Genomic DNA, 13,956 nt, shown 5'->3' with positions numbered 1-13,956 from the left:
GCCCACCATCGGCCCATGACCCGCGTCACCTCCGTCGGGGCCGGCAGCGTCGTCCCCACCCGGCGGCTCGCCGCCGACCCCCTCGGCTTCGACGACCTCGGACCGCTGGACCTCGCCCTCTTCGACGTCGACGAGCGGCGGCTCGCCGTCGCCGAGGGCACCGCCCACGACCTCGCCGGGCTCAACGGCCTCGACGTCGAGGACACCCGGTTCCGCGCCGCCGGCGTCAACCACCAGGCGTGGCTGCTGGAGTGGACCCACGAGGGACGCGACCTGCACCCCCTGCTGCGCGAGCGCACCGCGCGCGCCCCCAGGCTCGAACGCCGCGTCCGCGTCGAGGTGCTCCGCCGCCTCGAACCGTCGGAGCACCTGCGGATCTCGCCGGAGAACGTCGAGGAGTTCCACGCGGCCGAGGGGGCGCTCGCCGCCGGTGAGCCGCTGACGCTGGAGGAGGGGGCGACGGAGCACGCCCCGCAGGTCGTCCACTCCCTCGTGACCGGACCGAGCGCGAGATCCACGCCGAAACCGTTAGCCACGGGCTCATCGACGACCTGCCGACCGGGTGCGTCGTCGAGGTGCCCCCCGCCGTCGGGGCGCGCGGTGTCGAGCCCGTCCCGAGGGGGTCGCTGCCGGTCCAGGCGGCCGCCGTCGACCGCCCGCACGTCTCGGTCGCCGAGCTCACGGTCGAGGCCGCGCGCACGGGCGAACCGCGGCTGCTGCGGCAGGCCGTGCTCGTCGACCCCGACGCGAGCTCGACGCTGACCCCCGAGCAGATCCGGGCCGTGGGCAACGACCTCGTGGTCGCCCACGGCGACCTGCTGCCGGAGCCGCTGCGCGAGACACTGCCCCCGAACGCGCTCCGACCCGACCACGACCGAGGAGTCCCCGGTGCCCGTCCCCCGACGGCCTCCGCCGGCCTGGAGGACCGAGCCGCCGCGAACCCACCGAGCACCGACCGCAGGAGAACCCCGTGAGCACCCCCGTGACCGACACGCCCCTCAGCGCCACCCACGCCGAGATCCGCCAGCAACCCGCGGCCTGGCGCGAGCTGCGCGACCTGCTGACCCACCGGGGTGACGAGCTCGCCGCGTTCCTCGCACCCCTCCTGGCCCGCGAGGACCTGCGCATCGTCTTCACCGGCGCCGGGACGTCGGCGTTCACCGGCGACATCGCGAGCCAGGCGCTGCGCCCCGTGCTGGCCCGGCGCCTCGACGCGGTCGCCACCACCGACCTCGTGGCCGACCCGCACGGCGCGCTGGCCGAGCCGCTGCCCGTGCTGCTGGTCTCCTTCGCGCGCTCGGGCAACAGCCCCGAGAGCCTCGCGGCGACACGGCTCGTCGACCGCCTGGCTCCGCAGGCGCACCACCTCGTCATCACGTGCAACCCGCAGGGGCAGCTGGCCCGCGAGCACGCGGCGACGGAGGGCTCCTTCGTGCTGCAGCTGCCCGAGCAGACGCACGACCGGGGGTTCGCGATGACGTCGAGCTTCTCCACGATGCTGCTGGCGGCGCTGCTCGCGTTCGACCCGAGCGGTGCCGACGCCGTCGACGCGCTCGCGGCGGCCTCCACCGCGCTCATCGACCGCGCCGGTGAGGTCGAGGCCCTCCTGGACGCCGGGCCGCACCGCGTCGTCCACCTGGGCAGCGGGCCGTTGAAGGGCCTGGCCCAGGAGTCCGCGCTGAAGCTGCTGGAGCTGACCGCGGGCCGGGTCGCTGCGTTCCACGACACCCCGCTGGGTTTCCGGCACGGGCCGAAGTCGATCGTCGACGACCGGACCCTCGTCGTCGTCCACGGGTCGGCCGACCCCTACACCGCGCGGTACGACGCCGACATCGTCGCCGAGCTGCGCGCCGACCACCCCGGCCGCGTCGTCCACCTCGGGGTCGAGGACTTCGCCCTGCCCGGGCTCGACGGCCTCGGCGACGGGCTGCGGGCCGTGGCCATGGCCACGTTCTCCCAGCTCCTGGCCCTCGGTGCCTCGGTGCGGCAGGGCTGCGACCCGGACGACCCGTTCCCGGACGGGACGGTCAACCGCGTCGTGCAGGGCGTCCGCATCCACGAACTGCCCCTCCGGTGAGCTGCTACCTGGGCGTGGACGGCGGCGGGACGAAGACCGAGTTCGTCCTCGTGGACGCCCAGGGGCGGGTCGTCGCCCGGGACCTGCAGCCGACCAGCTACTACTTCGGGGGCGCCGGGCTCGAGGCCGTGGAGGAGGTCCTGCGCGCCGGGATCGCGAACGTGACCGCGGGGATCGGCACCGAGGAAGTCGGGTACGCGTTCTTCGCCTTCCCCGGGTACGGGGAGGCCAGCGCCGACGTCCCCGCCCTGGACGCGCTGCCCGGGAAGGTCCTCGGCCACGACCGCTACGAGTGCGGCAACGACATGGTCAGCGGCTGGGCCGGTTCGCTGGGGGGCCGCGACGGCATCAACGTCGTCGCCGGGACCGGGTCGGTCGCCTACGGCGAGCGGGCCGGCGCCGCGCACCGCGTGGGCGGGTGGAGCGAGCTGTTCGGCGACGAGGGCTCGGCGTACTGGGTAGCCGTCAAGGGGCTGGCGGCGTTCTCCCGGATGGCCGACGGCCGGGAGCCGCGCACGGCCCTGTACGGCGCCGTGCGGACGGCGCTGGGGATCACCGAGGACCTCGACGCGATCGGTGTCGTCGTGGACCGCTGGCAGGGGCAGCGCACGCGGGTCGCCGCACTGGCCCGGACCGTGACGGCCGCCGCCGAGGCGGGGGACGAGCGGGCGCTGGGCATCGTCCGCGCCGCCGTCGCCGAACTGGTCGAGCTCGTCGAGGCCACCGCGCGGGCCCTGGGCCACGACGCGGGGGAGGTGGTCCCGGTGTCGTGCTCGGGCGGCTTGTTCGAGGCGCCCGTGGTGCTCGCGGAGTTCCGGGCGGCGCTGGCGGGCACCTCCTACGACCTGCGCGAGCCCCTGCACGACCCGGGGCTGGGCAGCGCGCTGCACGCGCTGCGCCGCGGCACGTCCTGACCGGTGGCCGGCGCCACGTCCCGGTGGTCGACGACGTCGTCGACCACCGCGGGCACCAGGCCGCGGCCCCGCTGCCCTCGTGGTGCGGCGCAGCGGGTTCGGTGATCCCCACCGTGCGGGCGACGGTGCCGGGCGTGACCGGGCCGCCGTTCCGCAGCGGGCCCGGGGAGCCGTCGAGGACGTCGCGCCGGGCCACCGCGACGTCGGGTCAGCTGCCGGGCGGTCCCGCGAAACCTGTTGGGGCTCAACCCTTGACCCCTCGAACCGGCAGCCCTACCTTGACCTGTGCACTGACATACCAGTCCCGTCGGCCGGGGTCCTGCCCTTCCCGGTCACCGACCGCCAGGAGTCCACGTGCCCGATCTCTTCGTCGCCGGTCGGTGGCGCTCCGCCGCGGCCGGCGGGACCCGAGACGTGGTCAACCCCTTCGACGCCGAGGTGTTCGCGGTCGTCGACGAGGCGGCCGCCGAGGACGCCGAGGCCGCGGTCCTGGCCGCCCGGGCCGCCTTCGACGAAGGGTCCTGGGCGCGGGCGCCCGTCGCCGAGCGGGCCGCCCTGCTCGACCGGGTCGCCGACCTCCTGCAGCGCGACCGCGAGGAGATCGCCCGCACCGAGACCCTCGACACGGGCAAGACGCTGGCCGAGTCGCGCATCGACGTCGACGACGTCACCGCCGTGTTCCGGTACTACGCGCGGGAAGGCGTCGTCGAGGTCGACCGGACCGTCGACGTGGGTCGCCCGGAGGTCGTCAGCCGCGTCGTGCACCACGCCGTCGGCGTCTGCACGCTCATCGCGCCGTGGAACTACCCGCTGCTGCAGATGTCCTGGAAGGTGGCGCCGGCCCTCGTCGCGGGGAACACCGTCGTGCTCAAACCCAGCGAGGTCACCCCGCTGACGACGGTCCACCTCGTCCGGTTGCTCGAGGAGGCCGGCGCCCCGCCCGGGGTGGTGAACCTCGTCCTCGGCGCGGGGGGTGCGGTCGGCCCGGCGCTGACGAGCCACCCCGCCGTCGACCTCGTCTCGTTCACCGGTGGACTGGCCACCGGGCGGGCCATCGCCAAGGCGGCCGCGGAGACCGTCAAGCGCGTCACCGTCGAGCTCGGCGGGAAGAACCCGAACATCGTCTTCGCCGACGTCGACCTCGACGTGGCGATCGACACCGCCCTGACCGGGGTGTTCCTGCACTCCGGGCAGGTCTGCTCGTCCGGGACCCGGCTCATCGTGGAGGAGTCGATCGCCGACGAGCTCGTCGCCGGCGTCGTCGAGCGCGCCCGCCGGATCCGGTTCGGCAACGGCCTCGAGGACGGGGTGGAGAGCGGTCCGCTCGTCTCGGCGCAGCACCGCGAGAAGGTCGAGGGGTACGTCGCCCTCGGGCAGCAGGAGGGCGCCCGGCTGCTCACCGGTGGCCGCCGCCCGGACGACCCGGTGCTGCAGCGCGGCTTCTTCCACGAACCCACCGTCTTCGACGACTGCGACCGCGGCATGCGGATCGTCCAGGAGGAGACGTTCGGTCCCATCCTCACCGTCGAGCGGTTCCGCACCGAGGAGGAGGCGGTGTTCCTCGGGAACGACACGACGTACGGCCTCGCCGGGGCCGTCCAGACCCTCGACGTCGAACGCGGCGAACGCGTCGCGGGCGCCCTGCGGCACGGCACCGTCTGGATCAACGACTTCGGCCCCTACGTGCCGCAGGCGGAGTGGGGCGGGCAGCGGATGTCCGGCAACGGCCGGGAGCTCGGGCCGGCCGGTCTCGCGGAGTACCGCGAGACCAAGCACGTCTGGCGCACCACCCGGCCCGCGGCCCCGGGGTGGTTCCGGGGCTGAGGCGGGCCGGGGCACGGACCCAGGAAGAACTTCGAGCACACGGAGGCACGGTGGAACCCAGGGGTGGTACGGCGGCGGTCGAGGAGTCGCACGGGCTCGACGAGTACGGGTACAAACCGGGCCTCGAACGCAGCATCGGTTCCTTCGCCAGCTTCGCGGCCGGCGTCAGCTACATCTCGATCCTGACGGGCACGTTCCAGCTCTTCTACTTCGGGTACGGTACGGCCGGCCCCCGCTACCTGTGGTCGTGGCCGGCGGTGTTCGTCGGGCAGCTCATGGTCGCCCTGTGCTTCGCGGAGCTGTCGAGCCGCTACAGCGTCGCGGGCTCCCTCTACAACTGGACCAAGCGCCTGGCGTCGCCGACCGTCGCGTGGGTCGCGGGCTGGACGATGCTCGTCGCCTCGATCGTGACGCTCGCCGCCGTCGTGCTCGCGGTGCAGCTCACGCTGCCGCAGCTGTGGGCGGGGTTCCAGCTCTTCGGGGACGGGACGGACGCGACCGACTACGCGCTCAACGCCGTCGTCCTCGGGACCGTGGTCGTCGTGCTCACCACCCTCGTCAACGCGTTCGGCGTCAAGCTCATGTCCCGCATCAACTCCGTCGGGGTCTTCGTCGAGCTGATCGCGGCCGTCGTCATCGTCGTGCTGCTCGCCGTCCACGTCACGCGCGGGCCGGGCGTCGTCCTGGAGGACCGCGGGGTGGGCGTCGACCACTCCGGCGGGTACCTCGGGGCGTTCCTCGTCGCGGCGCTGGCCTCGGGCTACGTCATGTACGGGTTCGACACCGCCAGCTCCCTCGGCGAGGAGACGAAGGACCCGCGCCGCACCGCTCCCCGCGCCGTGCTGCGCGCGGTCGTCGCCTCCTTCGTTCTCGGCGGTCTCATCCTGCTCCTCGGGTTGATGGCGGTCCCGGACCTCGACGACCCGCTCCTGGCGTCGTCCACCGGCGGGTTGCAGCACCTCGTCCTGTCGACCGTCGGGTCGGGGTTCGGCAAACCCTTCCTCGTCTGCGTGGTCGTGGCCGTCCTCGTCTGCTCGCTCGCCGTCCACACCGCGACCATCCGGATGATGTTCGCGATGGCCCGCGACAACAACCTCCCCGCGGGCGCGAAGCTGGCGCGGATCAGCCCCAGGCACCGCACGCCCGTCGTCCCGGCCGTCGTCGTGGGCGTGCTGGCGATCGTGATCCTCGTCGTCAACGTGGGGCAGCCGCAGATCTTCCTCGTCCTCACGAGCCTGGCGGTGGGGATGATCTACCTCGCCTACCTGCTGGTGACGGTCCCCCTGCTCGTCGCGCGGCTGCGCGGCCGCTGGCCCACCCCCATGCCGGACGGGTCCAGCGCCCCGTTCACGCTCGGCCGCTGGGGTCTGCCCGTCAACGTCCTCGCCGTCCTGTGGGGCGTGGGCATGATGGTCAACCTCCTCTGGCCGCGGGCCGAGGTCTACAACCCGGCGGCGCCGTTCCACTGGTACCTGAAGTGGGGTGCGCTGCTGTTCATCGCCGTCGTCGTCGGCGGCGGCACCGTGTACTACCGGCTGCGCCTGCGCCACCGCTCCGGTGTCCTCGCCGACCACGCGAGCACCCTGGACGTCGATCGCGCCGCCGGGCAGCCCCCGGCGCGGGGCCTGTCGACCATCGCCGGCCCCCGGGAGAAGGAGGGTCCCCGGTGACCGCGACGACCGGACCGACCGCGTCCACGACGGTGGAGGAGTTCGACTACGTGATCGCCGGGGGCGGCACGGCCGGGTGCGTCGTCGCCGCCCGGCTCTCGGAGGACCCGGACGTCACCGTCTGCGTGCTCGAGGCCGGCCCGAGCGACGTGGGGGACCCGAACATCCTCGTGCTCGAGGACTGGATGCACCTGCTGGACTCGGGGTACGACTGGGACTACCCGGTCGAACCCCAGGAGAACGGGAACTCGTTCCTGCGCCACGCCCGCGCCAAGGTGCTCGGCGGCTGCTCCTCGCACAACTCGTGCATCGCGTTCCACCCGCCGGCCGAGGGCCTGGACGCGTGGGCGGCGCTGGGCTGCACCGGCTGGGACGCGGCCAGCGTGCTGCCGCTCGTGCGCCGGCTGGAGGACAACGCGGGCCGGGCCCCGCACCACGGGACGTCCGGTCCCGTGCGGTTGCGGGACGTCCCGCCGAACGACCCGTGCGGGGTCGCGCTGCTGCGGGCCGCCGCCGCCGCCGGCCTGCCCACCGTCCAGTTCAACCGCGGGACGACGGTGCGCAACGGCGCCGGCTGGTTCCAGATCAACGCGGGGGAGGACGGCTCGCGCATGTCCTCCTCGCACGCCTACCTGCACCCCGTGATGGACTCCCGCCCGAACCTCGCGGTGCGCACGGGGTACTGGGTCGAGCAGCTCGTCCTGGAACCCGGTCCCGACGGCGCCCCCCGCGCCACGGGCGTGCGGTTCCTGTCCCCGGACGGCGTCCACCACGGCGAGGTGCGGGCCCGCCGCGAGGTGGTGCTGTCCGCGGGCTCCATCGACACCCCGAAGCTGCTCATGCTCTCGGGCATCGGGCCGGCGACGCAGCTCAAGGAGTTCGGCCTGGACGTCGTCGTGGACTCCCCCGGGGTGGGGGAGAACCTCGACGACCACGTCGAGGGCCTCGTGTTCTGGGACGCCCTGCAGCCGATGGTCACGCGGTCCTCGCAGTGGTGGGAGATCGGCGTCTTCGCCACGACGGCGATCGCCGGGCCGGACGCCCCGCTGCCGGACCTGATGATGCACTACGGCTCCGTGCCGTTCGACATGAACACCGTCCGCTGGGGCTACCCCACGACGGACAACGGGTTCTGCCTCACCCCGAACGTCACCCAGGGCCGCTCGCGCGGGACGGTGCGGCTGCGGTCGCGCGACTTCCGCGACCGCGCGAGGGTCGACCCGCGCTACTTCACCGACCCCGAGGGGCACGACCTCGCCGTCATGACCGCCGGGGTCCGGCTGGCCCGGGAGATCGTGCAGCAGGCGGAGATGGCCGGCTGGGCCGGGGCCGAGCTCGCACCCGGCCGCGACGTCGTGACCGACGACGAGATCGCCGACTACGTCACCAAGACGCACAACACCGTCTACCACCCGAGCGCCACGGCGAAGATGGGCCCGGCCACGGACCCCCTCGCCGTCTGCGACCCCGAACTGCGGGTGCGGGGGGTGCAGGGGCTGCGGATCGCCGACGGGTCCGTCATGCCGTTCCTGCCGGCCGTCAACCCGAACATCCTCACGATGACCATCGGGGAGAAGTGCGCGGACCTGCTGAAGGCCGCCGGCTGAGGAGGGGGCCGGGGGAGAGCCGGGTCAGGACGGGCGGGCCCGGAGCCCGTCGAGCAGGACCGACAGGAGCCGGGGGCCCCGTTCGTCGAGCTCGTCGTCGTCCAGGCGCGAGAGCCAGCTGATGAGCACGATGACGTCGCGGGCCTCGACGTCGGCGCGCAGGCTCCCCTCGGCCCGGCCGGCGGCGAGCAGGAGTTCGACCGCCTCACCGATCGGGCCGAGGCTGTGGGCGGCCAGGTCGCGCCACGTCGCCGCCTCCACGGCCGCGAAGACGTGGGTCTTCACCCGGGCGTAGGCCGCGACCCGGTCGAACCACGCCGCCAGCGCCTCGACGGGCCCCCGGGTCGACAGCAGGTCCGCGGCGGCGGCGACGAGCTCGTCGACGTCGTGGCGGTAGACCTCGGCCAGCAGGTCCTCCCGGGTCGGGAAGTGCCGGTACAGCGTCCCCTGCCCGATGCCGCAGGCCTTCGCGACGGCGTTGAGCTTCAGCTCCCCGGACCCGCGCAGCTGCTCACGCGCCGCGTCCAGGATCAGTTCGCGGTTCCGGCGGGCGTCCGCCCGGCGGGCATCCTCACCCGTGGCGGAAGCGGACACGTGTCCGCTATGGTCCTCGACGTATCTGGACATGTGTCCACCTTACGTGAGGAGCCACCGTGACCATCCAGGACAAGGTCGTCGCCATCACCGGCGCCAGCAGCGGCATCGGGGAGGCGACCGCCCGCCACCTCGCGGCCCGCGGCGCCGCCGTGGTGCTCGGGGCCCGCCGCACCGACCGGCTGGACCGGCTCGCCGACGAGATCACCGCCGCCGGCGGCCGGGCCCAGACCCTGCGCGTCGACGTCACCGAGCCCGGCGACCTGCGCGCGCTCGTCGACCGGGCGCTGGAACGGTTCGGCCGCCTCGACGTCCTCGTGGGCAACGCGGGGATCAGCAGGGTCGGGCCGGTCGCCGACCTCGACGTCGAGGGCTGGTCGGCGATGGTCGACGTCAACGTCAAGGGCGTCCTGCACGGCATCGCCGCCGCCCTGCCGGTGTTCCGCCGCCAGGGCACCGGTCACCTCGTCACCGTGGTCTCCACCTCCGGGCTGAAGATCGTCCCCGCGCAGGCGGTCTACGCCGGGACCAAGAACGCGGTGCGGACCCTGCTGGAGTCCCTGCGGCAGGAGAGCACCGACGGGGTCCTGCGGACGACGTCGATCTCCCCGGGCTACGTCCGCACCGAGTTCATCGACTCCGCCGTCGACGACCCCCGGCTGCGCGAGCGGATGCGGCAGGACATGGCCGAGCTGGGGCTGGACCCCGAGGCCGTGGCCCGGGCCATCGCCTTCGCGGTCGACCAGCCCGAGGACGTCGAGATCGGTGACCTCACCGTCCGGCCGACCCGGCAGGGTTGAGCGGGCCGGGCTCACCGCCCTACTTCAGGCCCGAGCTCGCGAGCCCGTCGATGACGCGCCGCTGCAGCACCACGAAGAGCACCAGCACGGGCGCCGTGGCCAGCAGGCTCGCGGCCATCACCACGGGGTAGTCGGTGGTCCGGTCGCTGATGAGCGTGGCCAGGCCCGCCGACAGCGGCATCCGCTCGGCGTACGTCGAGACCACCAGCGGCCACAGCAGCTCGTTCCAGCTCCACAGCGTCGAGGTGATCGCGAGCACGCTGATCGTGGGCCGGGCCAGGGGCAGCATGACGCGCCAGAACACCTGGAACGGGTTGGCCCCGTCGAGGCGGGCGGCCTCCTCCAGCTCGTCGGGCATCCCCAGGAAGGCCGTGCGCATGAGGAACGTCCCGAAGGCGCTGAACAACCCCGGCAGGACCAGACCGCCCAGGCTGTCCAGCAGCCCCAGGTCGGCGACGATCTGGTACTGCGAGAGCAGGTAGACCTGCGAGGGCACCATGAGGATCGACAGCACGGCCGCCAGCAGCACCGGACGGCCCCGGAAGCGCATCCGGGCGAACGCGTAGCCGGCCGCGGTGCAGAACAGGATCTGCGCCAGGACCCGGACGACGGTGATGACCACCGAGGTCCGGAACTGCTCCAGGAACGGCAGCCGCTCGAAGACGGCCGCGTAGTTGCCCCACTGCGGGTGGGCGGGCCAGAACGACGGCGTGACGCTCTGCACCTCGGCGTTGGTGGACAGCGACATGACGACCTGCCACAGGAAGGGGAAGGCCATGACCAGCGCCCCGGCACCCAGCACCAGGTGCGCCACGACGTGGGAGCCGCCGCGGCGGCGCTGCGCCTTCGCCAGGTCGCGCCGGGTCGGGGCGGCGACGCGGTCGAGCTGCTCAACCACGGACCCACCGCCGCTGCAGGCGGAACTGGACGGCCGTGGCGAGGCCGACGAGGACCAGGATCACCATGGCCGTGGCCGCGGCGACCCCCTTGTCGTTGTCCACGAAACCCGCCCGGTAGAAGTAGTAGACGAGGGACAGGCTCTTCGGCAGCGCCGGGTTGGTGGTGCCCAGGACCGCGTACAGCAGGTCGAACAGCTGGAACCCCGCGATGACGGTCACCACAGCCAGGAAGGAGGTGCTGGGGGCGAGCAGCGGCACCGTGATGGACCGGAACTGCCGCGACCGGCTCGCCCCGTCCAGCTGCGCCGCTTCGTACAGCTCCGGGGGGACGTTCTTCAGCCCGGCGGACAGGACGATGAGCGAGAACCCCAGCGAGGACCACAACCCCACGACGGCGACGGCCACGATCGAGGCCCAGGGCGTGCTGATCCAGTAGGGGCCCTCGATCCCGACCAGACCCAGGGCCCAGTTCAGCACGCCGAAGTCGCCGTTGAAGATGATGCGCCAGACCATGGCCACGGCCGTCGGCATCGCGACGTACGGCAGGAAGTAGAGCACCCGGTAGAAGGCCGCGAACCGCAGGCCGGGGAGGTTCAGCAGCGACGCCAGGCACACGGCGATCGGGATGTTGAGCAGCACGATCGCCGTGTAGAGCAGCGTGTTGACCAGCGAGCGGTAGAGCGTCGGGTCGCCGAGGATCTCGGCGTAGTTCCCCAGGCCCGTGAAGGTGGTCCCGCCGAACACGCCGAAGGTCGTGAGGGAGTACCACGCCGTCTGCGCGATGGGCCACAGGTAGAAGACGGCGACACCCAGGGTCAGCGGGGCGACGAACAGCCACGGCCACGCGCCGTCGCGCCGGACCCGGCGCCCTCGTGCGGGCTCCCGTCCGGCTCCTCGCGCGGGCAGCGCCTCACTCATCCGCGAGGGCCTCGTCCATCTGCTGCGCCAGGTCGCCCGCCACCTCACCGACGGGCCTGGCGCCGGAGAAGGCGTCGGGGAGCAGGTCGGTCTCCAGTGCGTTCCACGCGGCGGTGTTCTCGCTGACGGGCAGCGGTTTGGAGTAGTCGACCGCGTCGAGGAACAGCTGCAGGTCGGTGCCCGGCATGGAGGACGCGAACGTCCCCTGGGTGCCGTTGAAGGCGGGGATGACGGTGCCGGCGCTGCCGAGCTGCTGCTGCGCCTCCTGCCCGGCCAGGAACACCTGCAGGGCCTGCGCGGCCTGCCGGTTCTTCGTCGAGGCGGACACGACGTTGGACACGCCGTGGATGACGGTGACCTGCTGGGCGCCCCGGGGCAGCGGCAGCACCTGCACCTTGCCGGCGAGGTCGGTGTCGGTGAGCGCGGCGCGGAACCAGCTGCCGCCCCAGTACATCGCGAGCTTGCCGGAGGTGAACCACTGGTCGGCGGTGGTGTCGGTGAGCTGCTGGATGCTGGGCGAGCCGCCGGACGCGATGAGGTCGGTCCAGAACTGCAGCCCGGCCACCGCGTCGGTGCTCGCGTACCCGGACTTCCCGTCGGCGACGACCTCGCCGCCGGCCTCGAAGATGGTGTTGTAGTAGGTCGTCTGGCCGTCCATGCCGCCGGCCGCCCCGAAGACCCCCTGCGCGGACAGCGCCTGGGAGATGCGCACGGCCGTGTCCTGGAACTCGTCCCAGGTCCACTCCGCCGTCGGCAGTCCCACCCCGGCCCGGGCGAACAGGTCGGTGTTCACCCACACGCCGATGGTGTCGAAGTCCTTGGGCACGCCGTACGTGACGCCGTCGAGGCTGTAGAGGTCGACCAGGGCCGAGGGGTAGTTCGCGGGGTCGATGTCCCCGGCCTCCACGGCCCCCGTGATGGGGGCGATCTTGCCGTTCGCGGCGTAGAGCTGGAAGTTCGGGCCGTTCATCCAGAACAGGTCCGGCAGCGTGTCGCTGGAGGCCTGCGTCTGCAGCTTGGTCCAGTACTCCGAGAACGGCGTGACGTTGACGGCGACCTCGACGCCGGGGAACTTCGCGGTGAAGGCGTCGATGTTCCTCTGCAGCCCGGCGACCTGGGCCTGGTCCCACAACCCGTAGGTGATCCTGGCCTCCAGGTCGCTGGAGGGGGCCTCGTACGCCGTGTCGGCGGCGGGGCCGTCGCCGGAACCGCCTCCGCAGGCCGCGGTCGTGACCAGCACGCCGAGCGTCGCGGCGCCGGCCAGGGTGGTGCGGCGGGTCGTGGTGAGCGGGTGGGCGGTCGTGCTGGTCACGGGGAGACCCTTTCGTCGGAGGTGGCGGAGAAGTGCCGGACGACGTCGTCCGGCAGGTCGGGGACCTGCAGCGGGATCGACCCCGAGCGCAGCGACTCGGCGGCCAGGGCACCGGTCGCCACGGCCTCGCGGGCCGCGACGGGGGAGACGAGCGTGGGCGCGCCCTCGGCGACGTGGGCCAGGAACTCGGTCATGGTCGCGACGTCGGCGTCGGCGTGGCCGCCGGTGACGCCCCCGACCGGGTGCTCGCGGTCCCCGGTCGCCGTCCACTCGTGCCGCCGGTTCCACACCCGCACGACGCCGCCGGCGGTGTCGCCGAAGTTCTCCAGCCGGCCCTCGGTGCCGATGACGGTGTAGTTGCGCCAGTAGTCGGGGGTGAAGTGGCACTGCTGGTAGCTGGCCAGGACCCCGTTGCCCAGCCCCATGAGGACCATCGAGACGTCCTCGACGTCGACGACGGGGTTCAGCCCGGTCTGCGCCGCGGGGGGCCAGTTGTCCATCGAGAACCAGTCCGGCATCGTCTCCCCGGGCCGTTCGCGGCGGTCGGTGATGCCGCCGTAGACCATGAGGTCGCCCATGCCGACGACGCGGCGGGTGTACCCGCCGGCGAGGTGGTGCACGACGTCGAGGTCGTGGCTGGCCTTCTGCAGCAGCAGCGTCCCCGTGCGCCGTCGGTCGGCGTGCCAGTCCTTGAAGTAGTAGTCGCCGCCGTGGCCGACGAAGTGCCGGACCCACACGGCGCGGACCTCGCCGATCTCGCCCCGGTCCACGACGCCCTTCATGGTGCGCACCACGTCCGCGTGCCGGAAGTTGTGGCCGACGTACAGCGGGGTCCCGGTGGCGGCCGCCGTCGCCAGGACGCGGTCGGCGTCGGCCAGCGTGGTCGCGAGGGGTTTCTCCAGGTAGACGGCGATGCCGGCCCGCAGCAGGTCGACGGCGATCTCGGCGTGCGTGTGGTCGGGGGTGGTGACCACGGCGGCGTCGACGCCGGCCCCGGCGATGAGCGTGCGGTGGTCGGGGAAGACCGTCGCCGCGGGGAAGGCGGACGCGGCGCGGTCCCGGCCGGCCTGCGTGGGGTCGGCCACGGCGCTGACGCGCGCTCCGGCGCGCACCCGCGGCACGTGCTGCCCGATCTCGGCCCGGGCGCCGACCCCGATGACAGCCACCGAGAGGTCGTGGCTGATCACTGCGTGACATCCCTGATTGAACTTGTCGCGAATACGACCGAAACGAGCATGAAGCGACGGTAGCCGCCTCGTGACGACAGCACCAGGGGTTCCGCCGCGACGAAACACCCCCGCAACACGGAGGGCTCCGGGCGGTGTGCCCGGAGCCCTCCGC

Annotated in this window: 11 protein-coding genes and 1 pseudogene; 7 read left to right on the top strand and 5 right to left on the bottom strand. The window is 73.2% G+C overall.

Going from position 1 to position 13,956, the window contains the following annotated elements; all coding sequences use genetic code 11:
• Window positions 1–15 precede the first annotated feature (15 nt).
• The 6 genes and pseudogenes from BJ968_RS27225 to BJ968_RS26175 all read left to right on the top strand — a co-directional run bounded on the left by BJ968_RS27225 (window position 16) and on the right by BJ968_RS26175 (window position 8,092).
• Window positions 16–974: pseudogene (locus tag BJ968_RS27225) on the top strand (family 4 glycosyl hydrolase).
• Complete coding sequence (locus tag BJ968_RS00470; RefSeq protein ID WP_179748272.1) at window positions 971–2,077, top strand: SIS domain-containing protein; 1,107 nt, start codon at window positions 971–973, stop codon at window positions 2,075–2,077. Before BJ968_RS27225 ends, BJ968_RS00470 begins: the two are co-directional and overlap by 4 nt.
• Complete coding sequence (locus BJ968_RS00465; RefSeq protein WP_179748270.1) at window positions 2,074–2,991, top strand: BadF/BadG/BcrA/BcrD ATPase family protein; 918 nt, start codon at window positions 2,074–2,076, stop codon at window positions 2,989–2,991. The genes BJ968_RS00470 and BJ968_RS00465 overlap by 4 nt, the downstream gene beginning before the upstream one ends.
• Before the next feature lie 354 nt (window positions 2,992–3,345).
• Window positions 3,346–4,815: an aldehyde dehydrogenase family protein gene (locus BJ968_RS00460; protein ID WP_179748268.1), complete on the top strand. Its 1,470-nt coding sequence runs from the start codon at window positions 3,346–3,348 to the stop codon at window positions 4,813–4,815.
• Between the two features lie 50 nt (window positions 4,816–4,865).
• Window positions 4,866–6,485 carry an amino acid permease gene (locus tag BJ968_RS00455; RefSeq protein WP_179748266.1) on the top strand — a complete coding sequence of 540 codons (1,620 nt, stop codon included), beginning with the start codon at window positions 4,866–4,868 and terminating at the stop codon, window positions 6,483–6,485.
• Complete coding sequence (locus tag BJ968_RS26175) at window positions 6,482–8,092, top strand: GMC family oxidoreductase N-terminal domain-containing protein (RefSeq protein ID WP_218884656.1); 1,611 nt, start codon at window positions 6,482–6,484, stop codon at window positions 8,090–8,092. The genes BJ968_RS00455 and BJ968_RS26175 overlap by 4 nt, the downstream gene beginning before the upstream one ends.
• A 24-nt stretch (window positions 8,093–8,116) precedes the next feature.
• Here the strand turns inward: BJ968_RS26175 and BJ968_RS00445 are convergent, their stop codons facing one another.
• On the bottom strand, window positions 8,117–8,719 hold the full coding sequence (locus BJ968_RS00445) for a TetR/AcrR family transcriptional regulator (protein ID WP_179748264.1): 603 nt from the start codon (window positions 8,717–8,719) through the stop codon (window positions 8,117–8,119).
• A gap of 26 nt (window positions 8,720–8,745) precedes the next feature.
• On the opposite strand from BJ968_RS00445, the gene BJ968_RS00440 reads away from it, so the two are divergent.
• Complete coding sequence (locus BJ968_RS00440) at window positions 8,746–9,486, top strand: SDR family NAD(P)-dependent oxidoreductase (protein WP_179748262.1); 741 nt, start codon at window positions 8,746–8,748, stop codon at window positions 9,484–9,486.
• A 19-nt stretch (window positions 9,487–9,505) separates the two neighbouring features.
• Here BJ968_RS00440 and BJ968_RS00435 read toward each other — a convergent pair whose 3' ends face one another.
• The 4 genes from BJ968_RS00435 to BJ968_RS00420 are packed head-to-tail and all read right to left on the bottom strand — an operon-like array spanning window position 9,506 to window position 13,802.
• Window positions 9,506–10,384: a carbohydrate ABC transporter permease gene (locus BJ968_RS00435; RefSeq protein WP_343077724.1), complete on the bottom strand. Its 879-nt coding sequence runs from the start codon at window positions 10,382–10,384 to the stop codon at window positions 9,506–9,508.
• Window positions 10,377–11,303: a carbohydrate ABC transporter permease gene (locus BJ968_RS00430; RefSeq protein ID WP_179748260.1), complete on the bottom strand. Its 927-nt coding sequence runs from the start codon at window positions 11,301–11,303 to the stop codon at window positions 10,377–10,379. The genes BJ968_RS00435 and BJ968_RS00430 overlap by 8 nt, the downstream gene beginning before the upstream one ends.
• Complete coding sequence (locus BJ968_RS00425) at window positions 11,296–12,615, bottom strand: extracellular solute-binding protein (protein WP_179748258.1); 1,320 nt, start codon at window positions 12,613–12,615, stop codon at window positions 11,296–11,298. The genes BJ968_RS00430 and BJ968_RS00425 overlap by 8 nt, the downstream gene beginning before the upstream one ends.
• Window positions 12,612–13,802: a Gfo/Idh/MocA family oxidoreductase gene (locus BJ968_RS00420; RefSeq protein WP_179748256.1), complete on the bottom strand. Its 1,191-nt coding sequence runs from the start codon at window positions 13,800–13,802 to the stop codon at window positions 12,612–12,614. The genes BJ968_RS00425 and BJ968_RS00420 overlap by 4 nt, the downstream gene beginning before the upstream one ends.
• Window positions 13,803–13,956: the final 154 nt, after the last annotated feature.

It is taken from the genome of Kineococcus aurantiacus (assembly GCF_013409345.1).
Taxonomy (GTDB): domain Bacteria; phylum Actinomycetota; class Actinomycetes; order Actinomycetales; family Kineococcaceae; genus Kineococcus; species Kineococcus aurantiacus.
The sequence above is the reverse complement of the archived record's forward strand: the minus strand, read 5'-3'. Positions and strand labels throughout refer to the sequence as shown.